We start from the raw sequence: 24,951 nt of genomic DNA on the forward strand, positions 1-24,951 counted from the left end.
CAAAGCGGCTAATCATATTAAATCGAAGCAAGAAAAGCCGAACTTACTTCGAGCGCTCTAGTGTTAAACATCTAAATAATTCCTCTTTAAAACGACGCGAAAAAGTGTCTGTGTAAAGTTTGCGTAACGCCTGCAACTTTAAAAAATACGACTATCGTGATCATTAACCGGGCCACCCCCTGGGCCCGTCGTGTATCCGATGGAGTACTTATGAGCAGAGTGACTCTTGCTGCTGTTGTATCGGCGTGCGTCTGCGCCGTGCCAACCGTTTGCGATGCGACTTCTCACACTGCACCGGCTTTTGCGTTTGGCTTACAGGGAAGCTACACCGAACAGGAATTCACCGGGCACGGTAAAACCGACACGGAACATATGCCAGAAGGCGGCGCATTCATTAACTTCGGCAATAAAATGACGTCAACCGACGGGTTCATTTATCAGGCAGAACTCAGTGGCCTCTATAGCAAGCACCAGAACCAGAAGGTCAAGGACGCGCAGGCCGACCTCGACCTGGGCTGGCGTATTACGCTGGCTGAGCGCCATTCCGTCGACCTGCTGGTGGGCGGCGGTTACAAATGGAACCGCCTGCAGCCGAACAACCGCAAGTACGACATCGACCTCACCAACCGCACGCCTTTTGCCAAGGTGGCGTTGGGTTACAACTACAGGTTCAATACTGCGACCCTACGTTTCGAAGCTGGCGTGCGTAAGCTGATCAATGGTGATTCGCAATTGGAGATCCATGGCATCAGCAACGAGAAAGTGGACTTGAAAGATGGCACTCACCCGTTTGCTGAAATGAGCCTGCTGTTCAATCAGGACGGGATGATACCGGTGATTGCCTCGTTGTATTACAGCCGCTTTGAATATGAGTTGGACGGGCAGTTTGTAATGACCCCAACGGACACTCAGGTGCGGGATGAATACGGTCTAAAACTTGGCGTCAGCTTTTAATCTTGCACACCCAAGGGCTTTCGTCACGCGCAGCCACTTGTAGGAGCAGCCTTGTGCTGCGAAGAGGCGAGTACTAGCACTATCAATCTTCGTTGCTGCCACTGGCGTCTTCGCAGCAAGGCTGCTCCTACAGGTGTCTGTGCTGACCGAAGGAATAACTGAGCGCACGCAAGGGCTTTCGCCAGGCGCAGTCCCTTGTAGGAGCAGCCTTGTGCTGCGAAGAGGCCGGTGCTAGCGCAATCAATCTTCGTTGCTGCCACTGGCGTCTTCGCAGCACAAGGCTGCTCCTACAGGTCCGTGCTGACCGACGGGATAACCGCCTTAAATATGCGGCGACTCATAGGCATTCAGCTGCTCCACAAACCGCCAATGGCTCTTCTTGTCAAAACCCATCCAGCGCTTCAGGCGGATGTCCCAGCGCATGTGATGGTTGGCAATCCACGGCAGGGCAAACAGGTGCGCGCCGCGCCAAGGGATGAACGGATTGCGCCGCAAGCTGGCGTAAATTTCTACCCGGTGGCTGGCCTGGTGGCTGGCGCAGCGGGCGTGGAAGCCGGATGTATCGGCCACCACCAGGGTATTGGCGGGCACCGCAAAGCGGCGCGGCTGGGGCAGGCCGAGGGCGGCGAGGTCGGGGGTGTCGATACGGAACGAGCCCTCGCGGTGCATCTGTTCGGTCGAGCGGGCAGCGCCCAGGCTCTGCTGATACTCCCAGGCCAGGCGCTCGGGCGTCAGGCGGTGCGACCCCGGCACATAACTGAACGGCCCCTGGTCGTCGGCCACGTCATCCAGGAATAACCACGCTTTAGCGGTGGGGTGGAAGGTATCTGCGTGCAGGCGAGTTTGCGGGTCTTGGTCGGCATTGGCAGCATCGATGATGATCGACTGCAGCTGGTAGGTAATGCCGCCCGTGTTGGACGATGCATAGGCAATCAGGTCGCGTACCCCACGGTCCGCCACAAACGCCGCACTGGCCGGGTTGCTGGCCAGCACATCCTGATCAAGGCTGACCCGGCGGGTAACCGCACGCCCTTGGCGCATCTCCCAACCCGTGCTGCGCAAGGCACCCAGCTCGGCGCGCAACGCCGCGAACTGGTCAGCGGGCAGGGCGTTTTCGCGGATGAAAAACCCGTTTTCCTCAAAATGCGCACGCTCGCCGGCATCCAGGCGCGATGCCAGGGCCTGGCGACGGTAGCTGGCCATGGCCATCGCCAATTGGCGACGCTGCACATGCAGGCCAAGCGCATTGAGCCGCGCACTGCCGAGCACCGGGTTGTTCTCGAACGATTTCGCGTGGGTGGCCAGTTGCATGCAATGCCAGGGGAGCGCCGCATAGCGGCCGATGTCCTTGATCGATACGGGCATGTTCTAGTCCTTTGATGGGGCCAGTGGCCGGCCGCAGCCGAGCATGGTCCGGGAGTAATTGAGCAGCGGCGCCACGCGCCGGTGTTCGGCCAACCGCGCAGCGCGCGGCATCGACAGGCAAGCGAGGGCGTGCCAGGCATCGCAGGGCAAGTCTTGCTGAACGTCGGCATAGCTCGCATAGCGCATCAGGGCGCCGGCTACCAACTGGTCCAGGGTCAGGCGCCGGGTGCGGCGCGGCAGCGGCTGGTGGTCGTGGGTCAACCCCCAGCCGGCGTAGAACGGTGTGCCGTAGGTCACCACCGGCACGCCGCGCAGCAGCGCTTCGAAGCCAGCGGTGGAGCTCAAGGTGTGCAGCGCATCGACCTGGCCGTAGAGGCTGGCGATATCGACACCGCCCAACACTTGGTCAGCCAGGCCCGTCAGTAGCGCCGGGGCAACTTGGCCCTGGCGCTTGCCGGCCTCGACGTCCGGGTGGGGTTTGTAGATGATCCAGGCGTCCGGCAACTGCGCGCGCACCCGTTGCAGCAGGCGCAGGTTGCAGCCTGCGCCGCCGCCACTGCACAGCGCCGAAGCGTCATCTTCGACCTGGCCCACCACCAGCACCCGTGCTTGGCCCGGCTGGCCCAGCAACGGCGGAATCGGCCCGCTGCGCAGGTTGAACTTGCTGGTGCCGCTGGCGACGATCTGCGCCCTTAACTGCGCGGCTTCGGCCAGGCTGGCGTCATCGAAGTCGGTATTGAGCAGCAGCCACTCCAGGTCACTGTCCGACGCGGCGTCATAGTGAATGCCGCCACGGTCCAGCACCAACGACAGGGCCGGGCTGTTACTCACCCCCAACCCCGTGGACCGCATGAAGCCGTCCTCGACCCGCCAGATCGGCACCCCCTGCTGGCGGGCGCGTTCTGCCAGGCTGGCGGGCTCCCGCGCCGCCCACACCAGCAGCCGGCCGTTTTCTGCCGCCACCTGCTGCACCAGTTGCGGGCTATCCACGGTAAAGCGCAGCTGGCCCCAGCGGCTGGCAAAGAAGCGGCGAATGTTGTGCTGCTTGTGGCGCTTGACCCCCAGCACCGTGGTAGGCCCGGCAAATTCAGTGTCGCGTGCCTTTTTGCGCGCCAGCTGGCGAGCGACGGTCAGCGCATCGGTCAGCTGGCCGGTGAGCGGGTCGACATAGCGGCAATAACGGATGTACGCCGCCGCCACCAGTTGTTCCAGGCTCGGCCGCGCCTGGCGGCGGGGGATGGGCATGCGGTCGTCGGTCAGGCCCCAGCCAGCGTAAAACGGCAGCCCGAAGCAGGTCACCGCCACGCCCTGAATCAACGCCTCGAGCCCAGCCTGGCTGGTGCCCACATACACCCGCTGCGCCCGCTTGGCCAACGACGCCCACGCCACTGGCCGTGCCTCCAGCGGCACGCCCCGGGCTTGCGCTGCGGCCAGCAGGCAGCTGGGTTTCTGCCCGCCCAGGCAGTCTGGGTGAATACGCACCCGCACATCGGCATCAGGGTGCTCGGCCAAAGCGACATCGAGCATGCGCACGTAGTCCGCTTCGCACAAACCGCCACCGGGGATCGAATAGTCGCCCGCCGTCTGGTCAACCACCAGCACCAACGGCCGCTCACGGCCCAGCGGGTCGTCTGCAGGCAGGTCCTGGGCATTGTTGTACTTGCCGATGCCCGTGCTGCGCATCAGCGAGATCAGCGCGTGCGCGCACTCCAGCTCATGCTCGGTCAGCGCCTCGGGCTGTTGCAGGATGTTCTCGAGCAGCGAAGGCCGGTCTGCCAGGTAGTGAATACCTATCGGGTCAACCACCATCGACATCGGCGTGTCGCCTTCGATGCCCAGCGACGAAGACCGTAAAAAACCGTCCTCCAGCGCGATATAAGGCAGCCCCCAGCGCTGGCACAACACGCGCGCCTGCGCAGAAGACTGTTTGTAGCCGATGCCGGCAATCGCCTTGAGCCCCTTCGGTGCCTTGCTACGCCGGCGCCAGAGCCAGAAGGGCGGGCCCTCGGGCCCAAGAAACTGCGGCAGGTGCAGCACCTTCCAGGCAACCCACTGCGACATGATGCCGACCCAACCCGGGCCGTCCACCAGTGCTTGCAAGGCCACTGCTGCCGGCGCTTCAATACGGTTCATGGCACCCCCCGCCACATGCCACGCACCGGCGGGAACGGCACCCAACGCTTGCGGCGCAGGGCAAAGCCATTGTGCAGGTACAGCCGTTTGGCCCGCGGGTTGTTCAGCGGCACTTCCAGTTCGACCTCGGTAAAGCCCAGCTTGGCCGCATGCGCACAGCACGCCTGCACCAACGCCGCCCCCATGCCTTGCTGGCGAGCTGCCTTGCTCACGCGCAGCCCATACAACAAGAACGGGTAACGCCACTCGCGCAGCTCGCTCAGGCAAAACCCGGCAAAGCGCACCCAGCCACTGATTAGCCCGAACTCGCGAATGAACGGCCGCCAGTGCAACGCAAATGGCCCACGCCCGTCATGCTTCAAGGCGGCAAAACCCAGCGCCTGCTCGCCCTCGAAGGCCAGCAGCACGCGGTCCCAGTGGATGGCCCCGCCCAGCAGACGATAGCGGCAAGCAGGGTTACCAATCAGAAACGCCAGCGAACCGCGCCCCTGGGTCAGCAACTGGGCCAAGGCAGGGTCTGCGGCACGCTCCGGCGCCAGGTCCGATCCCAGAACAATGCGCACCACGTTTTCAGGCTACCCCAGCCACGGCACTGTGCGCCGCCTGGCCCTGTGCGGGCGCCTGGGCGTGTGCCAGCAGTGCGCTGGACAGCTTGTGTACAGCGATGGGGCACGCTTGGCTGCCAGGCTGGCGCCGGTTGGACCAGATCAGGTAGTCAGTGTCGCCGGCCGGCGCGCCGACTGCCTGGTAAACCTCGGGCAGGATCGGTACATGGTCACCAAAGAAGCACAGCAGCGCCTCGTTGGGCTGGCTCAGTAACGTTTCGCGCAGCATGCCAAGCATGCGATCGGCATTGCCGATATGCCGCAGGTAAGGCGCCAGGTCTTGCATGCCCGGTTGCAGCGGGCGGTCGAACCAGGCCGGCAGCTCGTGCTCGGCCACGCTTTCCAGGTGCAGCGGCCCGTGGTTTTCCATGGTGACCGCGTGGATGAACAACGGCTGAGTACGCCCAGGCGCCTCCAGCAGTTCACGAATCTTCTGCGCCACCGCGCAATCGCCAATGAACGGCCCAGCCTTTTGCGACGCGTTGAACGCGCGCACATCGATGAACTCATCGAAGCCCAACGCCGGCAGCACTTTATTGCGGCCGTAGAACCCACCGTCATACGGGTGAATGCACACCGTGCGGTAGCCCAGCGCCTTCAGCCGCGAAGCGATGCTCGGCAAGCCCCGGCGCGCCAGTACGCGATAAGGGTTGAAACGGTGCACGCCAAGCCGCTCGGACGGGATGCCCGTGAGGTAGGCAAATTCGGTACGCACCGTGTTGGCCCCCCACGCCGCCACCTGCAGCTTGCCCCGCGCGAGCGCCTGGCTGGCCAGCACGTCATACTCGCCCAGCACCTCAGCCCGCACGCCAGGCCACAAGCCACGCACATCAAAGAACGACTCGCTCTGCACCGACACCAAGTCCGCCAGCCCATTCCCCGTGGGAGCGGGTTTACCCGCGAATGCGCCAGCCGCCCTGACACTACCCTCACAGTCAACCGGCGACCCCACCCCACCCCCATTCCCTGTGGGAGCGGGTTTACCCGCGAATGCGCCAGCCGCCCTGACACTACCCTCACAAGTAAACGGCGACCTCAACCCAGCCTGATCAACCGGTGCCCGCGCCGCCCAAAAATACCGCCACAAACTAGCCGCCAACCCCCAGCCCCGCACATCGCGCTCGGCATCAAAGCTCGGCACCACCCGACGATGCCCCAACCGCAGCAACCCCAGGCCAATCACCACCGGCAGCAACGCCTCAACCCGCGCCCCCGGCACCTCGAAGCGCAACCCCGCCCACAGGTAAACCAGAAACCCGACCGCCAGCACTGCCGCTTTACCAAACCCAAAGAACGGCAAATACAACCGCGGAAACTTCACCGCATCGCTGAAGTACTCGAAATCCGCACACACAAACGGTTCGCGCAGCGAGTGGTACTTCGAGTTGCTCACCAGCACGATCAGCACCCACAGCAACAGCAGGTTCACACCACTGAACAGCGGCCGCGCGGTCAGCGCATACAGCAACCCAAACCCCACGCACCACAACCCCACATGCAGCAACCAGCAGTCAGCCGGGCGGCGCAGGGCAGGGCGGGGTATCAACAGGCGTTCGACCAGCACGGTCAGCATCAGGCCGATCAACGCAACCGGCAGCAGAGAAACATCAATCACTGTACTTCAGCCCACGCAGGATCATCGAAGAAAGCCACTGCGGGATCAGCCCCAGCAGCCAGGTGCCCAGGTTGAGCGGGAACGGAAAACTGATACGCGCCTGGTTAGCAGCCAGCCCACGCTTGATGCGCTTGGCCGCTTTTTCGGCGGTCCACAAAAACGGCTTGGGCCCCGGCATTTCGAAGCACATCTTCGACTCCACGTAGCCCGGCACGATCACATTCACCTTCACCCCTTCCGGCGCCAGCCAATCGCGGATCGCTTCGCCATACACCCGAATCGCCGCCTTGCTGGCACTGTAGGTTGGCGTAACCGGCAACCCACGCCAGCCCGCCAGCGAGCTGAACAGCGCAATCTGCCCATGGCCCCGGCTGCGCATGGCTGGCAGCGCCGCTTCCACAGTGGCCAGCGCCGCCATCACATTCACCTCGAGCAACGCCCGGCTGTCGTCCCAGCACTCGGCCTCGCCATTGGCGCCCACTGCCGTGTTAAGCCCGGCACCGACCAGCACCAAGTCTGGCTGATGCGCCTCGCTAACCCGCCGCACCATCGCCCGCAGGCCATCCAGGTCGCGCACGTCGATGGCTTCCAGCAGTACCTCGGCGCCCAAGGCGCGGCACTGCTCGGCCATCTCATCCAGGCGGTCCAGGCGCCGGCCTTGCAGAATCAGCGTCACGCCCGGCGCGGCATAGGCAGGCGCCAGCGCGCCGCCGATGCCGCCGGTGGCGCCGGTGATGAGGATGCAGCGGGGTGAAGCGGTGTGGTTCATAGGTATTTTTCGATTCTTGAAGTTTTCGCCATCAGCACTTCGAGGCAATTGGTGACCGCCATGTCGATGCCGCAGCCGGTGTAGAAACCGCCGTTGACCTGGGTGGTGTGGATGACTGTGTTGCGAAAACGATGAAAGAGCTTGATGTCTGGCATGTCCGGGGATTGCCAGAAATCGGCCAGCGCGCCTTGGTGGGTCAGACCAGGCATGGCGTAGATTGGGTCGGCCAGCGTGATGGTTGGGCGGCCGTGGAGGATGGCTGATGCGCCGGCGGTGCTGTTGACGGTAATCATGCCATTGATGTGCGAGAGCAGGGTTGGCATATGCCCGCTTTCCATGAACTCGACCCGATCGGCTACGTCGTATTCACGGGCCAGCGCCTCGGTGACGCGCCGATAGTTAACCAGCCCAGGCGTCAACGGGTGGTTCTTGACCAACAGGCGGGCATTGAACGGAGCGTTCAGCGAGAACGAGTCGATCACGTGCTCGATGACCTGGGTCATGTTCTCAAACGGCGAGTGATCGCGGATCTGCGCGTCGCTGTCCAGTTGCAGTGGTAGCAGGTAGGTGGGCTGGCGCTCAGAGGCGACGTCGGCGACTAGGGCGTCGTCGCGGCTGCGGGCGCGGAGGAGGCGCAGGCCTTGGCGGATGAAACCAGCGTATTCCACTGCGGCGTTGAAGGGCGCATGGGTGCGGTATTTCGGGTAGAACAGGGCGTTGAGCGCGCCGCCTGCATGATAAATCACATCATGTGCTGCGCGTGCCGTGAAGGACAGTTTGAATGACTTGCCGTTTTGGTAGCGCGGGATGTATTTGCCCACTTCGCGGTACCACTCCGGGTCCCGCGGCAAGCGTGAATTATTGTTAACACCATCACGTTCCAGGGTGATCCAGTAAGGGCGGAAGTAGCCTTCCTCGAACACGTGCACGCGGATACCTTGCAGGCGAGCAAGCTTTATCGCCACTTGGTGCACTGGACGGCAGTCGCCAAAAAGTACCAGGTCGGTAATGTCTAAATCCCGAAAAACCTGAGAGTAGTAGCCCTCCAGCTCTCCCGTTTGCAGCCCGCAGCGGCGGCGCGAACCCGAGCTGTAAAGTACATCACCGACGTTGAAACTTATGCTGTGTACGCGCTGGTCAATCGCTCTAAGCCCTTGGGCTAGTCGACTGAAGAAGGGCGAGCTGACACTTTGCAAAAACAAAAAATTGTTACGCGGAATCCCTAATAGCGGACGACGCGTCGGTTCGACGATCAGTTGGCCGGGCGCTTCCTGCCCAGCAAACTGCTCAACCGTCGTTTCAAATCCTGCCATTTAGAAGTTGCTCCGGGCTGCGGTAATGCATGCCAATGTTGTAATTCGTAGAGAGTCTGTTCGGCTGTGGTAAAACGATTGGTTACCAGGCTCACATACGTGGGATAAAGCAACAGCGTGGCCGCTACCAATTCATCCAAGGTCACGGGGCGACAGCGTCGGCGCCGAACTTGCTCATCCAATTCATGATCAACAGTCAACCCCCAGCCCGCGTAAAAAGGCTGGCCGTAAGTGGTAACCGGTACCCCGCGCAGCAGTGCTTCAAAGCCTGATTGCGAAGTAAGAACATGAACTTCGTCCACCACTGCAAGCAATTGTTGCAAGGGGGTGTCGCCGATCACCTCGTCGCACCAGTGAACCGTCTGAGCTTCATCGCTGCCGCTCGAGCGGGTACCTGCGAGTACCTCTGGGTGAGGTTTGTAAAGCACCCACGCGTGAGGGTTTTTCTCGCGTACGGCGCGCAGTAATTGCAAATTGGTGAAAATGCTGGTGCCGCCGAAGCGGATAGAGGCATCACCTTCGACCTGTCCAGTAACGAGAATGACTGTTTGTGCGTCTGGTGGCCGTTGCCAGGGCTTTCCGGGAAGGTTGTATTTGGTAAGCCCCGCGTTGCAGATTGACTCGCGTAGCGCTTGCGCGCGGGTTAGCAGTGCGGCCTCGAAATTACCGCTAGCTAACATGTGTTCAAGGCGTGATGGCCGTGTGGCGTCGTAATAAATCCCCACATCATCGACTATCCACGAAAGCGGGCGTGCCTTGCCAGCGCCCAAGCCGACAGACCGTAAAAAGCCGTCCTCCACGCGATGGACTGGATAGGGATGATTCGATAACTCTGCATCATGTTTGCATCCCCAAGCCACCACTGGCATTGAGGGGGATGCGCGCTTTTTAGGTTTGACGAACCGAATTGCACTGCCGCTGAAAAAGAGCGCTGCTAATGGTTCTTTCCAGCGACTGAACCCGCATACCTGCACGGAAGCTGGCAGCAAGCTGCGGTGGCGGCGTTGCAGCCCCAACCATTCGATCAAGGACTCTGGCGTGCACGGAATGCCCCGTTCCGGGCAGACGTAGCGCGGATAGCGCACCAGGCTGGCATGAATCAACTGGGTAAGGCACACCGGAGTGCGTCGCGCTGGTGCCGGCAGGCGATCTTCAGTCAAGCCCCACCCTGCATAAAATGGCATACCCCAAGTGTGGACCTTTACATCCCATAACAAAGCATCAAACCCCAACTGGGATGTCATTACGTAAACCGCACGCATCTTGGGCAAAAGCTCGGCTGGATGTGTGTGTTGGGTCAGGATCTTCACACGCGGCAGCTTTGCTACCATAGCCAAGTCGAAATGTCCCATCTTGCGCCGAGCCAGCACGTCAGGATGTATTTTGAGAAGAACAGTGCTGTCGGGGTAACGGGCCAGAGCCGCACGGAGCATCGCCGTGAAATCACCAGCTGTTGCGCCTTGCAACGAAGCATCGCCCAAAGTCTGGTCTGCCACCAGCACACAGTTCTCTGGTAGAGCAGGCTGCTCAATGCGCGCATCGTTGTACTTGGAGATGCGCTGATCCTGCCACAGCGCTTTCAGCGCCGTAGCACGTTGATGCTGGTCTGCTGTCAGCGGTTCTGTAATCAACTGCTCCAATCGCGAGGGCTGGCTGGCATCGTAATAAATCCCTACGTCATCGACGATTAAGGACAGCGGTGGCTCCTCTGCACCTAGCCCCACAGAGCGGACAAAACCGTCTTCTATGGTTAGCACTGGCTTACCTGCCTTGTACGCCTCGGCCATGGCCAGATGAGCGCTCGGTTTACGTCCCCATGCCATCACCCAGTCGGTCGCTAGAACGTCACCCACAGCTCCGTTCTGCAGCTCGAAATCGGGCAGTAGCGAAGGTAAGGTGGTGATCTGCTGAGCCCCTTTGGACAGGATCAGCAAGCGTTGGCGAGGCAAAGCATCATCCATAAACGTGTAGCGGCGTTCCGGTGCCGGGACAGCTAAGGTCAGAAGGCCTTATGAATCCAGTGGGCGATTTTAAGCGACGAATCTTAATACAGATTCAGGTTTTTGGGATGGCCTCCCAGAAAAAATACGACAGAAATCTCCAAGATTTCACCATTTTTCGGAGGGTGATATCATAGTGATATCCAATTAAAGCAGGGTGAGTAAGTGTTCACATTTTTCTAGGAGCAATGGCAAGGTTCCTAAGGTGCGGTGTTCACAGATGTTTTCAGGGCGCAGCGTGTGATACAGAGCTGTCAACAGGAACACGTAGCGCAAATTACGAAGGGCCTCTTCGTGTGAGTACTGGGTTGGCAGACCAGCGAGGTACCCCTCTATGAATTGAGCCTCTGCCGAGAGGAATACCGCTAGGTCTTTCCTCCTGAACAGGCTGCCCAGGTACGCCCCACCATCAAAACCTATGCGTCCAACCTTAACCTCGCTCCAATCGATCAGGTGCAAGTGGCCTCGGTTTACGAACAGGTTCTTACGTAAGTAATCCATATGACTAATGCACCGCTGGCTGCTTCGTGCTTGCTTAGCTAAGCGTTTGGTCAGGGGTACGAAAGCTTTGAGCCTATCAGCGATTCCTAAGAACATCCGGTCTTCATGTGCCAGTCTCGCGAAACTGTCTAAATAGCGAGCGAAGTTAAAGCGCGGGCGCAGCAAAAACCAAGGCTGAAAGAAGTCCATGCTCCAAAGCAAGGGCTTTTCCCGCCCTGGCCGGGAGCGTAGATATTGATGGCTGAGGTGCTCCTGCTCTGCAATGCAATGGCCCAAATATCTGGCAATCGCCTGCATTCGCGGGGGTTTGCCGCGCACATACGCCGTGAAAATAATGCTTTCCCAAGGCGTTTCTATTACGCCAAGGCAGGGCGGGTGACGGAAGCGCTTCGATTCAGAAAGCATACCCTGTGCCCGGTAAAAACGCGCCTCTTGGCTACTTAAGAATCCAATTTTGCGAATCGATTTCTCGACGAGATCTACCTGCTGGCCAGTCGTTGGGTCAATTAAGCGGTGGTGTCGGACATAGTTGACGAAGGAGGCATTGAAAGGCAGTTCGCGGCTCCGGATGATCAGGGGTTGATCACGCCACCCGGGGGTCAAGGCACGTAAGTGGTCCTCGAGCGCGGCGCGCCGCCAGCGAAATAAGATTTTTTGCTCTGCGGTGGAAGTCATAACATTTTGGTAGGCAGCGCCTTGCATTCATTCGGGTAGCTATTTGGGGGGCGTAATGCTGCGCCATCCCCGAAGGTCCTACAACCAAAAATTTTGATCACAGCGCTATTGGGGCGGAAGGGGCTGCGCGCCTGCGTCTCTCGCTTTTGGATTCAAACAGGTAAATGGCGAGTATCCACACGGTTTAGCAGGACTGCCTGGGTGACAGGATGGATAAGCCCCCATTCCCTAGCGTTCAAAGGCTACTCCTATAATGAAACGAAAATCCCGGAGCATGCATTGGGCGCACCAGGATAGCTATCACTCTCATGCGCAAGGCAGTGTGTAGGAGGGGCGACAGGCGGTCAGCACGGTGTCTCATTGCTGTAACGATCTCGGTGGATAGTCGGACCTATCTGTTCAGGGAGATGCACGTATGTGGATTCAAATGGCAGTTTTGATTTCCGGCCTATCAATTTCTTTAGCCGTTTTAGTAGTCACACTCGCCACTGCGAAGAGAATTCACCAGTGCGAGGATTATCATTCCTAAGCTAGAGTGGCTGGCAAGCGTAGTGCCTTTGGATCTAGGTGGTCGCGTAGGCCTTCGGCGTATGAGCAGTCAACCTGACTGATCTGTCGGGAATCGTGACCTCCCTGTCTTTATAGGCGGGCGATTACAGCACTCGTAGTCATCTTCGTATTCACCTTCATGGTCTGTGGCTCAGCCCCACAATTGCACCCTGAGCTCAACGCAAAGGTAAATGCCCTGACGGTGCCATGATGTCATTGTGGTATCACTATTCAATAATCTGCTGTGGGGCTACCCATCTCTTAATTCGATCTGAGATTGGATGATGCTTGGCGTCTGAAGCCTCACACCATGCACCATGGCGGGGGGCGTCTGTCTGCGTGCGTACATGACTGCCTTGACTGGGCTAGTCTGGTCAGATTAACCTTAGCGGATATGAAGAATGGAAGCAGCGTGCATGCCTTTTCCCCGCGAAAGGTAGGGCATTTCATTGAAATTGATTTCGCTGCCCCGGTTGATCCGCTGGGCGCCCAATGCAGTGCATCATCTTGAATCTCACCTCATCCCCACATTCCCTGCTTACGGTGCTACTTCCGATAGCACGCTGTGCAGCTCCGTTTTACGTCGATAGTCCGTGGAGGCTGACTGATACTGCCCGTTATAGTCTGCGTTCTCTCCAGCGGCCCCCTCAGACGTTCGAGGATGTGTCTTGTGACGTCCAATTATCGTGGTGCGCGTGTCCTTTTGCTGAATTCGACATTTTGACGGAACCCAGAGATTGGACGCGGAGTCCTAATCGGCCTTCAAGATGTTCGTCGGGCGTGGACATGGATGATGAAGAGTTTTTTTTATTCCATGACGTGCCAAAGTTTCGTTATTTCAAAGCGTACAGGTCTTCGGTAGGAATATTTAATGCTGAGGACAATAAGCTGTCCGACCAGCTGCCTGGCCACTAAAAATAGAATTAGGAAACTAAAATGAAAGTAGGAATAATTGGGTCGGAAGCAACGCGTGGAATATTTATTTTTAATGCGTACGATGTTTCTTTTTATAAGACGGAAATTATTAGTTATCAAACCACTACTGTGAGTAATGTTGCGGGGCCAGTCAAGAATGCTGTTGATTTCAGTGCCTATTCTACCTGGGACAGAATGATTGTTGAGAATAACCTCAATAAGGTCTGGCCGCAGAGGCTGCAAGGTTTCGCTCCGGAAGTAGTGGTTGTAGATTTTGTTTCTGATGTTATGTATACCAGCGTGCAGCACGATGGAAGTATCGTTACTAGAAATCCGATAATGCTCAAGCATTTAAAAGATGATCTTGTGGATCGGACACGGATATTTTCCGACGAAGACGACTTTGTGAGTGGCTGGTTGGTTGCATGTAAACGTCTGGTTGATACTGTTAGAGAAATATGTCCCAAAGCTTTGGTTGTTCTGCATAGTGCGCCATTGATGAATTCCTATATAGATAAAGAAGGTATTCCTAGGAAGGTTCGGCGGGATGACTATGATGCAAAAAGCACTCTCTTAAAGCGGATTAATTCCGAAGGTGAGTGTATGTTTGATGCTGTAATTAAAAGTGATCCGTTCAAGTTTCATGGTCATGAGCTTCATCCTTGGGGGGTGGGGCTTGCAAAATACGAAAATAAATACAATACACACATGCTAGGATTGTTTGCTAACAAGGTCTTGGAAGCGAAGTTCGAGAGGAGTGAATGACATGGAAAAGACAAAAGTAGCAGTCGTTGGCGCGTGTGTGACGCGGGATTGTTTCAATCGGAGTTTTGTGCCTTTTTATCGGGAAAACTTCGAGTGTGTTGCAACTGTTTGGCAGTCTTCATTTATTTCGCTTGTCGCGCCCCCCACGAAAGTAGCGGATGATGAGTTGGTCGGTCGTCTCAATGAGAAGCAACTGGCATATTTGAAAGAGGACATTGAAAAGGCGCATATCAGGAAGCTGGTATCACTAAAGCCAGATTACATTATTCTCGATCTTTATGCGGATACGCACTATGGCGTTTGTAATGTCAATGAGTCTATTGTCACTTGCAATCCTAACAGTCTAATGAAAACTGAGTTCTACAAAAAGAACAAAGAGCGACTTGCCGCCGTCAGTTTGCTGAATTCGCCTGAGCAGTTACCCCAAGTCCTCCAAGCTTTCTTTGATTTTATTGATTTGATGAAACGACTGCTGCCAGATTCGCGGGTTGTTTTACACCTGTTCGAGTTTACAGATGCATTTATCAATAAAAAAGGGGAGCACGTAAAGTTTGAGGGCCCCAAATACAGTTATATTGAAAAAGCAAATAGTTTGCTAAATAAATTCTATGAGCAGATTTTGAGTGAAAGGGATGTCACGACCGTGGATATGCGCAACCGGTATTATCTAGGTGACGAAAGCTACCCGTTCGGCCTTGAGCCCTATCATTTCGAAAGGCAGTACCAGTTAGATTTTATCAGTAAGTTTTCGCTCCTGTGTCACAGGGATCAGCTCAGCAGTTGAAAGCTGTCAATGGTTTGACGCATTCAGGTTCGCGCCCCTTAACCGCTCTGTTTGGAAAATGATGGATTAAGCATGACTAGTGAAAGTGATTTTTTTGGTGAGTTTACGGCCGTAGGTAATAGGTTTGATGGCGCAACGCCTATTTTCCACGGTAAGAATTCTCTTAATTTTAAGGGTGTAGACTGCGTCATTAAAATTGGTGCAAATGTAACGTTTGAGAACGTACGCATCGAAATGCTGGGCGGTAGCGGCACACTCATCGTTGGTGATAACGTAAAACTAAACGGGTTGCTGCAGATTGCCCCACTCAGCAAAATTGAAATTGGTGAAAATACCATCTTTAATCGGCATTCTCACTTGAGTGCATGGGAAGGTGCTTCTATCCGTATTGGCCGTGGCTGCTTGATGTCCAATGTCGAAATTAGAACTTCGGACATGCACTCTATTGTAGACCTCATTAGTGGCGACCGTATCAATCCAGCTAAGAATACCGTGATTGAAGACCATGTCTGGCTTGGTGAAGGCGTTACGATTTATAAAGGCGTGACAATTGGTAGTGGCTCCGTTGTGGGTGGTCACTCGGTTGTATCTGGTCCAGTACCTAGCTATACATTAGTTTCTGGTGTGCCGGCCAAAGTTATTAAGAGCCGAATCAGTTGGCAGCGCGAACTGATGCCAGTTGCTACGCTTGGCGCAGTACAAGTTCCAACCACCCTGCCCACCAAAGAAGAAATGGCTCAAGCTATCAAGGCGGGTGAAACTAAAGAGCTCATTTTCGATATCGACATGTATATGAAGAATACGGGCACTAACTTTGAAGATCTCGAAGGATATGCTCAGTTCTACTACGCTCGGTCGCAATACCTGTCGGGAAGCTTTAAGGCAGCTCGACAGTGCCTGCAAGTTGTGATTTACAAGAATCCTCAGCATAAAGTCGCTATTCAGCTACTTGAGAAGATTCCTGCAGAGGCCTGAATCGCCTAGATGCTTGGCGGTAAGACCGCCAAGCATTTCAAATAGTAAGGTCGATGTCGTCCGTAAAGTGGCGGCGTATCAGTAGATAATATTAAGCACTAACGGATCTTTGAAAATGGGTGAAGCACTCGAAAAAGCGCCTCCTAGCACACTAGCCTATACAGCTTTCGCTTTTACCTCTACTGGAATCACAGTTACCATCCCGCTCGCTCAAAAGGTACCGAATTCTATATTGATTCTCGAGCACACAAAATCGGGACAAACATGGGATTTTGAGAGATTTAGAGCGGATTCGGCTGGTGAGGTTTGGGTTGCGCCTTTCAAGGTGCTTGAGCTCAGCGGCTCATACCAATTTCGATATGTCAGCAAGGCTAATGGTATTAGTCGCGTATTGGGTAAAGAAATTGCTGCGCAAGTGAGCTCAAACGATGAGCGCTTTATCGGGAGCACATTCTTTCAGAGGGCGGGTGAGCTTTTTGATGCCGAGCTTTATATTCCGTACACCAGAAAGAGTGCCCGCCTTCGTGTGAGGAAGGCGTTTGAGCATGCAGGTTCTGTAAAACGACTTGAACATTTACATGTGAAGTCGGTAAAGGTCAAAAAAGACGAGTTCATCATATTGGGCTCCGCCTTTGTACCTGGGATACCATCGCTTGATCTCGAGCCATTCCTGTTACTCAAAAATGAAGCTGGAGAGGAAGTACTGCGAGTTCCAGGTGAACGTAAGCGCAGTATGGGTAATCAAAACAGATACGGATTTCCTGATTGTGATTACACCAATTCGGGCTTTCTATTCAATGTTTCAAAACACCTGTTTGATGGTGACGATCGGCTCAAAGCGCCAAGTCGTCTAAAGTTATCAGTTACCCTCGTAGGGGCTAATGGCGAATCTTACGAGCGGACTCCAAAGGCTACTCCGGCTTCTTTAGACTCGAAAGTGCGCACAATTGCGTCGCTCGGCACTATAGGGAGTCGTAATATCGTATCAGTCATCTCTGCAGTCAATAGCGATGAACTGTTCTTTACGCACCGGGTAGAGGAAGAGATTTTATCGAGTTTTAACAAGTTCAAACGCGCGCTCGTATACAAAGCTTTCAATTTCATGCGGCGGCCGCAGTCTAATACTTGGCTGCTCTACGAGTTTGAGGCTTCAGCCGCTCAAGATAACGGATTGGCATTGTTTGAGGAACTCAAGCGGAGCAGGGCAGATCTAGATGTTAAGTATATTATTGATCGCAGAAGCCCAGATGCGATTAAGTTAAAGAAATATGGTAGGCATGTGATAGGGAAGTATACCTTACGGCATTACTGGTCGTTGCTTACCGCTCGTGTGTATGTGTCATCTCAGTCTCGTTATCACGGTTATCGTCTCGCGCCACCGAAGGCGGATCCAATTGGCCAAGTAATGGCTAAAAAGCCTTTTGTTTTTCTTCAGCATGGTGTTATTGCACTAAAGAAAATCTCATTTCACAGAAGTAATCCGCGTGTAGCATCTGATTTGTTTTTCTCGTCGACTACGTTAGAGCAGGACATTATCTGCCGGGAATTCGGCTATCAACCACATGAGGTACCGGTTGTCGGTCTTCCTCGGTTTGACAGGTTGGTAGATAAGTCGAATACTACAAATGAAATACTTGTCATGCCTACTTGGCGGAAATGGCTACAACGATCAAATCAACACAGCTTTATGTCGAGCGACTTTTTCAGAAACTACATGACATTTTTGAAAAGCTCTGATTTATCAAGCTTGTGCGAAAGGCAGGGTCTGGTAATTAAGTTTTATCTACACCCGATGATTGCGAAGCATATCGGATGCTTCACGGATCTCCCGCCTCATGTTGAAATTGTCTACAACGGGCAAGAGCCAATCAATGAATTGATGATGAAAGCGAAGATGCTAGTCACCGACTATTCATCCGTTGCTTGGGATTTCATGTACATGAAAAAGCCAGTCGCTTTCTTCCATTTTGACCTGCCAATGTATGATCAGGCTCATGGCTCCTATTTCGATTTGAAAGAGGGACTTGGCCGTTCGTCTGTGAAAAAACCGGCAGAGTTAGTAGCCCTTATTCAAAGCTGGGCCGCTGGGGAGAAATGGCCTGAGCCAACAGTCAATAAGTTTCTTCATACAGATCAAAATAATTGTAATCGAGCCATAGCTGCCATTGAGGAGCTTTTGAATAAGAGCGATATCACATCACCTTAGTCTGCGCTTATGATTGATTACTCACCTCAAAGAAATATTCATAATGCGCCCACGGAGCTGGGCGCTTTCGGATATTGCATGGGCTTTATTTAAGTTCATATATTGCACGTTGACGGCCTGTTTCTTTCCTTCCTGTGGTGACGCCTACAAACAATACTGGCGTCCCTTTTTCGCCAACGCGACTATAGCAAAGTCCTTCAGGTTCATATGATTGTCTAGGTAATAGGCTGTTCTTGCCTGGGTTAATGTCAGGAATCATTCCTTGCGCTGTGCCTTCAATAGTATAAACAAACACAGGTTTAGATTCGTTCGCCTTTGAAGTTCCATACGAGATGGCGACGATGTCTTGATTGGATGCAATACCCTGTACGGGGAATCGACGTCGGGTGGGTATTGACCACTCATATTCGAAAGAGTTCGAAAGATCTCTGCTATCGTTCCTCAGAACTTTCTGAAGCTCGAATATTCGTATGGTATTGGACCCACCATACTCTTTTGTTTTTCTACTGGTTGCGATAAGCCACTTCTGGTCATAGCTTATAGCGACGGTTATTGAAAACCGCATATAGGAATCGTCAAATAATTTGTAGCGTTGGATGTCTAAACGCCCATCGAGGTTATACTTAAATCTTACGGCTTCCCAGCTTCTGCCAGGTGCTGCGGCCCAGAGGTGCGGCCCATCACTGACATTTTCCAAGCTAAGGCCCTGATGGCCTATTTCCCTAGTCGGTTGACGTATGGTTACGGGTAGCCCCCTCCCGTTTGGGGTAAGGTCATATTCCATAATGGTCGTCTGAGCAGGTCTCTCATGGGTTACAAATTGTGCGTAAAGCCTACCTCCGTGATCGTCAATAGCAAATGATTGAAGCGCTAAATCCTGTGCATCATAGTCAGAAGGCAACAGCAATGTGAAATATGGCTGGTCAGCGCCTCGATTTTTAGCTCCAAGGGTTAAGGCATTGGCATAAGTGGCGATGAACGTCACAAGCAGCCCACCTGTAAAGGTGCGTCTCGTTACCATGGTTCTAGTCTCCGGATATTGATTCGCAGACTTCCCAAATTGGTAATTCAGGATAGCGCTCTTCAAAGAAAGATTTTGACAGTTCTTTGTACTTACTGTTTTTTGCACTGTCGCCGCCGTCATTGATGCAAATAAATTTATACTTCAATGAGTTGTAATTAAGTAATTTGGCGGCAGTGTGAGGCTTAGCGGTAAAGTTTGCGACCTTGGCTGTTGACGCCCGACCAGTCGCTCTGATGTAGTGCTGGAAGAAAAAAGAAGCTACATTGATGTCGGTGGCTGATCTGGTGCGTGAGTTACGAGTTGTATTAAATTCATGAATGAAGCGTACCTCCATCTCTTCTAGAATCGATTTCTTTAGTGCGTATGGAACATGCTTATGTTGAAGTCGTGGGCGATGCTTAAAAGATTCATATATTAGTTCGCTTGAGTTCATGGATGCGCGTAGATAGTCAGGGGTTTCAGTGTGAGGGGACCCTGATAGTGCGGGAGTACACTCCTCGAAATACAAAATGGGGCGATTGTACTCGTCAAAAAAATCGTTGGGTCGACATGGTAAAGAGATTAAGAAGTCGTCATTGAAATAAACAAAGTTTTCTGAAAGTCCGCGTATTCTATGGAGGCAAGATTCTATTGCGTGAGAGTTGAATGTCGGTAGAGTCGAGGCTGATGGAAAAATCTCATCATGCGTGACCCATTGAACCTTCCCATCGTTTTTCGACAGCCATAATGGGCGTTCGCAATTGCTAACAATGAATATTTTATTGAACCAAGGCGCATATTTGTTAATTGACCTTAGCGAATACCGGAGTTCTTCGTTGCTTGTGAAGCGGTCGAGGTCAAATGGCCTATCGGGATATGTTTCATTCCAAGCGGACTGCCATCCTTCATCGGTGCAGTCAACCCAAGTGATGACGGCATCTATTGGTTTGCGACAAAGATCGTTGATGTACTTAGACTGCAAGTTTGAATATTCTTCAAGTTTTAATTTCTTAATCCAGGCGTGGTTAGAACGAAGTGCTGAGTAGCCGTCTTCTGTTTGATCGCTTAGGTAAATTCTTAAAACAGTGTCTAATTCATGTTTAGGATCAGAAAACTCTATAATAAACTGTGATGCTTTGGAGAATTCTTTGGAGGCTGCATTGGATAAAGGTAACGCATTTTCGTCCGCGTATATAACCGCGCTCCGTTCGTGGTCATATAGTAATGTTGTAAGCCCGAAGGAGCATCTGATTAAATCAATCAGTTTTAACGTGTCTTTGACATGACAGCCATTGACGAGGAGGCTTCTTGGATCAGTACCGTCACTGACACCATGTGGGCATTTCAGTTTACTGATGACGAAACTCGGTATACCGAATTGCTTAACCATATTTAGATCAGCCGCGGAGAGCTTTTTTGCTGCGGACTGTGTGCTGCGTTGACCAATCACATGCACCTTCGTTTTATTAACCCGTTTTCGAAAGAAATCTAAAAAAAATCGATTCGGATCACTAACCAATTTTTCAAGCTTTGGGGAAATCAGTTTTTTTTTCATTTAAATAAAAACTTAAGCCGCTTCCGAAAAGTGTCATATCTGTCTACGTGGCCAGGCTTGTTCTCAAAATAAATCGAATAGTCTTGTACTCTCCTTTCGGTACTTGAACATAGATTTATAAAATCCGTCATCAGTGTTGGATCGACCGGTCGCTCGCCGTCAACGAAGGCTTTATGTTTCTCGCAAAAATAAAGATAATTTTTTTGGCGAAGTGAATAATATAAAGCACTTTCGTTAGGTTTTTGATGAAATATGTGAAGGAAGAAATCTTTTTCTAATAATGGTGTTAAACAAAAGCGCCCGATCTCCCGTCTAAATCCTTGTGCAAAAAGGGGAGCTCTCATCGTCGCGTTCTCAAAAAAGTCTAGAGCAGGGCTGATTTTTGAACGTAATACAGCAAGTCTGAGAAGGAAGTCAAAATCTTCGTATCCGTGACCTGCAAAGGTAACATCGAACCCGTTCAGAATTTTATAATCATCACTTCGTAGTATTACGATAGACGAGGGATTCGCCAAGTGCAAAAATTCTTTCCGAGAGAAAGAAAAGTACTGTTCTTTTAATAGGTTAGTGGACTTCTCTCGGGAAACCAAGGACCTGCTACCGGCCTCGGATAGATAAAGGCAAGGAATTATTGTGAATGATTCTTCATTTTTGATGATTTTGGCAAGATATTTGGATAGTATATTTAGATCAAGCCATAGATCTACATCCAATAACACCAAGTGCTCTGTATGAACAGCTTCGAACGCGATATTTCTTAGAAGTCCTGAGTTAACAGTGCCTTCGTAAAATTTCCCTGATACTAGCGATACATTATTTATATCGCGGAGGGATTGTTTTAGTTGAGCATCCGCTGCTGTTTTACGATCGTTATGGGCAAATACGATCTTGAGTGATGAGCCGTGACAAAGTTCAACCATCAGTCTAACTTTGGCTAGTATGTCCTTCGCTCGGAATTCCAGGTCTAAAGGAACGATAGCTGTAAGATGCTCTAGATGATCCAATCTGCAAGGTTCAATGTTTTGAGCTTCTGTGATTCGCAGCATTATCCTATCCGTAAGTTTTCAAGATCGCTAATGAAGTCTCTTGTTTCTTGGGCTGATTGCCTATCTACTATAAAGGCCAAATCGAGAGGTTTAGCTAGCATAAATGAAGATGGCAAATGCTGGGGGCTTCAGCGACAAACGACTAATACGCTTAAGTGAATTCATTTGCTATTCGCCTATTTTAATTCCTAGCTTTTGAAGAATGCGTTTAGTCCAATGGGGCTCTATAATGGGTGAGGGTTCTTCAATAGATGCGACTTCTTCAATTGTACTGTTCCAGTAGGGGGACTTGGATACAAATGAAGCATCTGGCTTGTAAGGAGGGGCGACATGATTGAGGTGAGGACGTTCCCACGCGATATTCTTTCGAACCACTCTAATGGGAGCCCCCGCAGCTACACAGTTGTTCGGTATTTTACCCTTTACTATACTGCCAAAACCGATAACACTACCCTGTCCAACATTCGCGCCGCTCAATATTGTTACTCTTCCCCCGATCCAGGTATGAGCTCCGATGTTGACCGACTTAGGCATGTTTATCCGTTTCTCTGACTTAACATCAAAAATTGGATGGCCGTCATCTGCGCGTATTTGGATGTCGGAAGCAAGCATGCAATCCTCACCAATAGTTACCGATATTCCTTCGGCGGCGGTAATCAGGCAATCATTTGTGCAGGTAACTTTGTCGTTTATGGTTACGGTGCAGTCTTCTCCTAATCGTATAAAGCCCTTGAATCGATTTTGCCCTATATGGCATGTGCCGTTATTGCATTCGAAGTAAATCCCTCCTTTGATTTTACTTCCTTTTTTAACTACGAGTTTATTGTTCTTCCCATAGAATACAACTCTAGCGGTTTTGATCTCTTCGTCGCAAAAGATTTCATTGTTGTGTTCATCTTTGTATGGTCTTATGGTATTAACGATAATCATGTGTTAGCAGTGTGCTCAGTCAATGGTGTCTAGTTATTGAAGCGAGCATCAATTATTGCACACTGCGTCCGCGACATGCTACTAAGTGTGGAGGTGGAAGAGAGTGGCACGCCTAATCGGGCATCATTTGTTCAACGCGCCGGCTGCCCTTACTAATTGTTCGTGGCTCGCAAGCGATTTAGTCGCATACGCCTAGCTTGTCCGCGGGCGAGAGATATTTGACACCGCCAAGCTATTCTCAGCCTGCTCCGCAGGCCAGCAGTCATGAGGCCCCGCTTCTGTAGGTGCTTACGAAATTGGGCCTTGGTTCGGCCAAAAATTGGGATGGAAAGCAGTGGCTTTGCCCGATCCTGCTTTGCAGGGCTTGCTGAAAGCTTTAGTATTGTTTCTTTGCTAATACGCCCATGAGGTGGAAATGAATCATCTCCTAATCGCCAAGGAAGCGCTTGTTGCCCAAGCCCAAGCGATAAACCAGCTAGCGCACCGTCTGGATGGTGAGTTTCAAAGTGCAGTTCAAGTAATCTTGGGCTGTAAAGGTCGCACGGTTGTCTGCGGTATGGGCAAGTCAGGTTTGATTGGGCAAAAGATGGTAGCCACTTTTGCCTCAACCGGAACACCAAGTTTTTTTCTCCATCCGGCAGAGGCGTTTCACGGTGATTTGGGGATGCTCAAGTCAATCGATGTTTTGATCTTGATAAGCTATAGCGGTGAGACTGAGGAGTTAATAAAGCTACTGCCAAGTCTTCGCTCGTTTGGCAATACCATCATTGCGATGACAGGCAATGGTCGGTCGACGCTTGCCAAGAACGCTGATATTTGGCTTGATATTTCAGTTGAGCGGGAGGTTTGCCCAAATAACCTGGCGCCTACTACATCTACGCTCGCGACCATGGCAATGGGTGATGCGTTAGCAGTTGCTCTTATTGATGCGCTTCAGTTTAAGCCCATGGATTTTGCGCGATTTCATCCAGGTGGTAGCTTGGGTCGAAAATTACTGACACGCGTATGTGATGTTATGCATTCTCCTGCGCCGATAGTGTCACCTGATACAAGTTTTCATGACTGTCTGTCGATGATGACCCAAAGTCGGCTAGGTTTAACATTGGTTACAGATAATAATGGTGAGCTTGTAGGTATTGTAACGGACGGGGACTTGAGAAGGGCGTTGCTTGAAAGTCCCGATGTGGTCAGGGAAAGTGTTCAGTATTTTATGACACCTAATCCTCATACAATTCTCGATTCTGCGCAGTTGTCAGAGGCTGAAAGCTACATGCGAGAAAATAAAGTTCGCGCGTTGGCGGTTCTAGGGGCCGGAAGTGGTGAAGTATTGGGTATAGTTGAAATTTTCGATTAACTTTCCACTCGGAAAGCAGGAAAGGCCATTCATTCTGGCCTTTCCCTTGTGATCATTTAGTAAGCTTTGCCAGCTTTATAATAATTTTGGAAGCAAAAGTTTGTTGCGTCAATGTAACCTTCAGCGCCGCCGCAGTCAAAACGCTGGCCTTTGAATTTGTACGCTATGACACAACCGCTTTGCGCTTGCTGCATCAGGGCGTCAGTGATCTGGATCTCACCACCTTTACCAGGCGGAGTGTTCATGATGATGTCGAAAATGTCGGGCGTCAGAATGTAGCGACCGATGATAGCTAAGTTCGAGGGCGCGTCTTCAGGCGCAGGCTTCTCGACCATATTTGTCACTCGGAAGATATCTTCACGGATCATGTCGCCGGCAATCACACCGTACTTATTGGTTTCTTGAGGGTCGACTTCCTGGATAGCGATGATTGAGCAGCGGAACTGTTTGTATAGTTTTACCATCTGAGTCAGTACGCCGTCTCCGTTCGGGTTAACGCAGAGGTCATCCGCTAGGACTACGGCAAACGGTTCTTCGCCGATTAAAGGGCGGCCGGTGAGAATCGCGTGGCCCAAGCCCTTCATTTCGGTCTGACGGGTATATGAGAAAGAGCACTCATCCAGCAGGCGACGGATGCCGACTAGGTATTTTTCCTTGTCAGTGCCCTTGATCTGGTTCTCCAGCTCGTAGCTAATGTCGAAATGATCTTCCAGAGAACGCTTTCCTCGGCCCGTGACGATGGAAATCTCGCTCAGGCCGGCATCCAGTGCCTCCTCAACGCCGTACTGAATCAGTGGTTTGTTGACCACCGGCAGCATTTCCTTCGGCATGGCTTTGGTAGCGGGCAGGAAGCGGGTGCCGTATCCGGCGGCTGGGAAAAGGCATTTCTTGATCATAATTTCCAGTCTTTAGCTGCTTCGAGGTGTGGGTAGGAAAAAC

General features: G+C 52.7%; 19 protein-coding genes. 6 read left to right on the forward strand and 13 right to left on the reverse strand.

Annotated elements, in window-relative coordinates; all coding sequences use genetic code 11:
• Positions 1-210: 210 nt before the first annotated feature.
• On the forward strand, positions 211-954 hold the full coding sequence (locus D886_RS0122070) for a hypothetical protein (protein ID WP_027595977.1): 744 nt from the start codon (positions 211-213) through the stop codon (positions 952-954).
• 321 nt (positions 955-1,275) lie between these two features.
• On the opposite strand, the gene D886_RS0122075 is transcribed toward D886_RS0122070, so the two are convergent.
• From D886_RS0122075 to D886_RS0122110, 8 genes are all read right to left on the reverse strand, one after another.
• Positions 1,276-2,319: a phytanoyl-CoA dioxygenase family protein gene (locus tag D886_RS0122075; RefSeq protein WP_027595978.1), complete on the reverse strand. Its 1,044-nt coding sequence runs from the start codon at positions 2,317-2,319 to the stop codon at positions 1,276-1,278.
• Positions 2,320-2,322: 3 nt separating this feature from the next.
• A complete protein-coding gene (locus D886_RS0122080; RefSeq protein WP_033694313.1) occupies positions 2,323-4,452 on the reverse strand; it encodes a capsular polysaccharide biosynthesis protein in 2,130 nt (709 codons plus the stop codon).
• The gene (locus D886_RS0122085; RefSeq protein WP_027595980.1) at positions 4,449-5,018 is read right to left on the reverse strand and encodes a GNAT family N-acetyltransferase; all 570 of its coding nucleotides are present in this window, start codon (positions 5,016-5,018) and stop codon (positions 4,449-4,451) included. The genes D886_RS0122080 and D886_RS0122085 overlap by 4 nt, the downstream gene beginning before the upstream one ends.
• 4 nt (positions 5,019-5,022) lie before the next feature.
• The gene (locus D886_RS0122090) at positions 5,023-6,657 is read right to left on the reverse strand and encodes an LTA synthase family protein (protein WP_027595981.1); all 1,635 of its coding nucleotides are present in this window, start codon (positions 6,655-6,657) and stop codon (positions 5,023-5,025) included.
• Between the two features lie 7 nt (positions 6,658-6,664).
• Positions 6,665-7,441, reverse strand: a complete 777-nt coding sequence (locus D886_RS0122095; RefSeq protein WP_027595982.1) for an SDR family oxidoreductase — start codon at positions 7,439-7,441, stop codon at positions 6,665-6,667.
• Entirely contained in the window at positions 7,438-8,754 is a 1,317-nt protein-coding gene (locus tag D886_RS0122100; RefSeq protein ID WP_027595983.1) for a capsule biosynthesis protein, read from the reverse strand. The genes D886_RS0122095 and D886_RS0122100 overlap by 4 nt, the downstream gene beginning before the upstream one ends.
• Positions 8,694-10,715 carry a capsular polysaccharide biosynthesis protein gene (locus D886_RS0122105; protein WP_027595984.1) on the reverse strand — a complete coding sequence of 674 codons (2,022 nt, stop codon included), beginning with the start codon at positions 10,713-10,715 and terminating at the stop codon, positions 8,694-8,696. Before D886_RS0122105 ends, D886_RS0122100 begins: the two co-directional genes overlap by 61 nt.
• Positions 10,716-10,901: 186 nt before the next feature.
• On the reverse strand, positions 10,902-11,930 hold the full coding sequence (locus D886_RS0122110) for a phosphotransferase family protein (RefSeq protein WP_027595985.1): 1,029 nt from the start codon (positions 11,928-11,930) through the stop codon (positions 10,902-10,904).
• 1,485 nt (positions 11,931-13,415) lie between these two features.
• On the opposite strand from D886_RS0122110, the gene D886_RS0122115 reads away from it, so the two are divergent.
• The 4 genes from D886_RS0122115 to D886_RS28010 all read left to right on the forward strand — a co-directional run bounded on the left by D886_RS0122115 (position 13,416) and on the right by D886_RS28010 (position 18,124).
• The gene (locus D886_RS0122115) at positions 13,416-14,159 is read left to right on the forward strand and encodes a DUF6270 domain-containing protein (protein ID WP_027595986.1); all 744 of its coding nucleotides are present in this window, start codon (positions 13,416-13,418) and stop codon (positions 14,157-14,159) included.
• A 1-nt stretch (position 14,160) separates the two neighbouring features.
• The gene (locus D886_RS27490; protein ID WP_027595987.1) at positions 14,161-14,943 is read left to right on the forward strand and encodes a DUF6270 domain-containing protein; all 783 of its coding nucleotides are present in this window, start codon (positions 14,161-14,163) and stop codon (positions 14,941-14,943) included.
• A gap of 72 nt (positions 14,944-15,015) precedes the next feature.
• Complete coding sequence (locus D886_RS27495) at positions 15,016-15,918, forward strand: acyltransferase (protein WP_050580774.1); 903 nt, start codon at positions 15,016-15,018, stop codon at positions 15,916-15,918.
• 115 nt (positions 15,919-16,033) lie between these two features.
• Positions 16,034-18,124: a CDP-glycerol glycerophosphotransferase family protein gene (locus D886_RS28010; RefSeq protein ID WP_081717531.1), complete on the forward strand. Its 2,091-nt coding sequence runs from the start codon at positions 16,034-16,036 to the stop codon at positions 18,122-18,124.
• Positions 18,125-18,209: 85 nt separating this feature from the next.
• On the opposite strand, the gene D886_RS28255 is transcribed toward D886_RS28010, so the two are convergent.
• The 4 genes from D886_RS28255 to D886_RS28025 all read right to left on the reverse strand — a co-directional run bounded on the left by D886_RS28255 (position 18,210) and on the right by D886_RS28025 (position 22,658).
• Entirely contained in the window at positions 18,210-19,109 is a 900-nt protein-coding gene (locus D886_RS28255) for a hypothetical protein (protein ID WP_155951456.1), read from the reverse strand.
• A gap of 40 nt (positions 19,110-19,149) precedes the next feature.
• Positions 19,150-20,682 carry a stealth conserved region 3 domain-containing protein gene (locus tag D886_RS28015; protein WP_081717532.1) on the reverse strand — a complete coding sequence of 511 codons (1,533 nt, stop codon included), beginning with the start codon at positions 20,680-20,682 and terminating at the stop codon, positions 19,150-19,152.
• Positions 20,679-21,728 (reverse strand): galactosyltransferase-related protein, encoded by a 1,050-nt coding sequence (locus D886_RS28020; RefSeq protein WP_081717533.1) that lies wholly within the window; start codon positions 21,726-21,728, stop codon positions 20,679-20,681. Before D886_RS28020 ends, D886_RS28015 begins: the two co-directional genes overlap by 4 nt.
• A 168-nt stretch (positions 21,729-21,896) precedes the next feature.
• Positions 21,897-22,658, reverse strand: a complete 762-nt coding sequence (locus D886_RS28025; protein ID WP_081717534.1) for an acyltransferase — start codon at positions 22,656-22,658, stop codon at positions 21,897-21,899.
• 415 nt (positions 22,659-23,073) lie between these two features.
• Here D886_RS28025 and D886_RS0122140 point away from each other — a divergent pair, with 415 nt between their 5' ends.
• Positions 23,074-24,012 carry an SIS domain-containing protein gene (locus D886_RS0122140; RefSeq protein WP_027595989.1) on the forward strand — a complete coding sequence of 313 codons (939 nt, stop codon included), beginning with the start codon at positions 23,074-23,076 and terminating at the stop codon, positions 24,010-24,012.
• Between the two features lie 56 nt (positions 24,013-24,068).
• Here D886_RS0122140 and galU read toward each other — a convergent pair whose 3' ends face one another.
• Entirely contained in the window at positions 24,069-24,908 is an 840-nt protein-coding gene (gene galU / locus D886_RS0122145) for a UTP--glucose-1-phosphate uridylyltransferase GalU (protein ID WP_027595990.1), read from the reverse strand.
• Positions 24,909-24,951 lie beyond the last annotated feature (43 nt).

The organism is Pseudomonas sp. LAIL14HWK12:I7 (genome assembly GCF_000483465.1).
Lineage (GTDB): Bacteria > Pseudomonadota > Gammaproteobacteria > Pseudomonadales > Pseudomonadaceae > Aquipseudomonas > Aquipseudomonas kermanshahensis.

Coding starts and splice junctions, on each gene's coding strand:
- D886_RS0122070 (WP_027595977.1), top strand. CDS start 211: ATGAGCAGAGTGACTCTTGCTGCTGTTGTATCGGCGTGCGTCTGCGCC.
- D886_RS0122075 (WP_027595978.1), bottom strand. CDS start 2,319: ATGCCCGTATCGATCAAGGACATCGGCCGCTATGCGGCGCTCCCCTGG.
- D886_RS0122080 (WP_033694313.1), bottom strand. CDS start 4,452: ATGAACCGTATTGAAGCGCCGGCAGCAGTGGCCTTGCAAGCACTGGTG.
- D886_RS0122095 (WP_027595982.1), bottom strand. CDS start 7,441: ATGAACCACACCGCTTCACCCCGCTGCATCCTCATCACCGGCGCCACC.
- D886_RS0122100 (WP_027595983.1), bottom strand. CDS start 8,754: ATGGCAGGATTTGAAACGACGGTTGAGCAGTTTGCTGGGCAGGAAGCG.
- D886_RS0122105 (WP_027595984.1), bottom strand. CDS start 10,715: ATGGATGATGCTTTGCCTCGCCAACGCTTGCTGATCCTGTCCAAAGGG.
- D886_RS0122110 (WP_027595985.1), bottom strand. CDS start 11,930: ATGACTTCCACCGCAGAGCAAAAAATCTTATTTCGCTGGCGGCGCGCC.
- D886_RS0122115 (WP_027595986.1), top strand. CDS start 13,416: ATGAAAGTAGGAATAATTGGGTCGGAAGCAACGCGTGGAATATTTATT.
- D886_RS27490 (WP_027595987.1), top strand. CDS start 14,161: ATGGAAAAGACAAAAGTAGCAGTCGTTGGCGCGTGTGTGACGCGGGAT.
- D886_RS27495 (WP_050580774.1), top strand. CDS start 15,016: ATGACTAGTGAAAGTGATTTTTTTGGTGAGTTTACGGCCGTAGGTAAT.
- D886_RS28010 (WP_081717531.1), top strand. CDS start 16,034: ATGGGTGAAGCACTCGAAAAAGCGCCTCCTAGCACACTAGCCTATACA.
- D886_RS28015 (WP_081717532.1), bottom strand. CDS start 20,682: ATGAAAAAAAAACTGATTTCCCCAAAGCTTGAAAAATTGGTTAGTGAT.
- D886_RS28020 (WP_081717533.1), bottom strand. CDS start 21,728: ATGCTGCGAATCACAGAAGCTCAAAACATTGAACCTTGCAGATTGGAT.
- D886_RS28025 (WP_081717534.1), bottom strand. CDS start 22,658: ATGATTATCGTTAATACCATAAGACCATACAAAGATGAACACAACAAT.
- D886_RS0122140 (WP_027595989.1), top strand. CDS start 23,074: ATGAATCATCTCCTAATCGCCAAGGAAGCGCTTGTTGCCCAAGCCCAA.
- galU (WP_027595990.1), bottom strand. CDS start 24,908: ATGATCAAGAAATGCCTTTTCCCAGCCGCCGGATACGGCACCCGCTTC.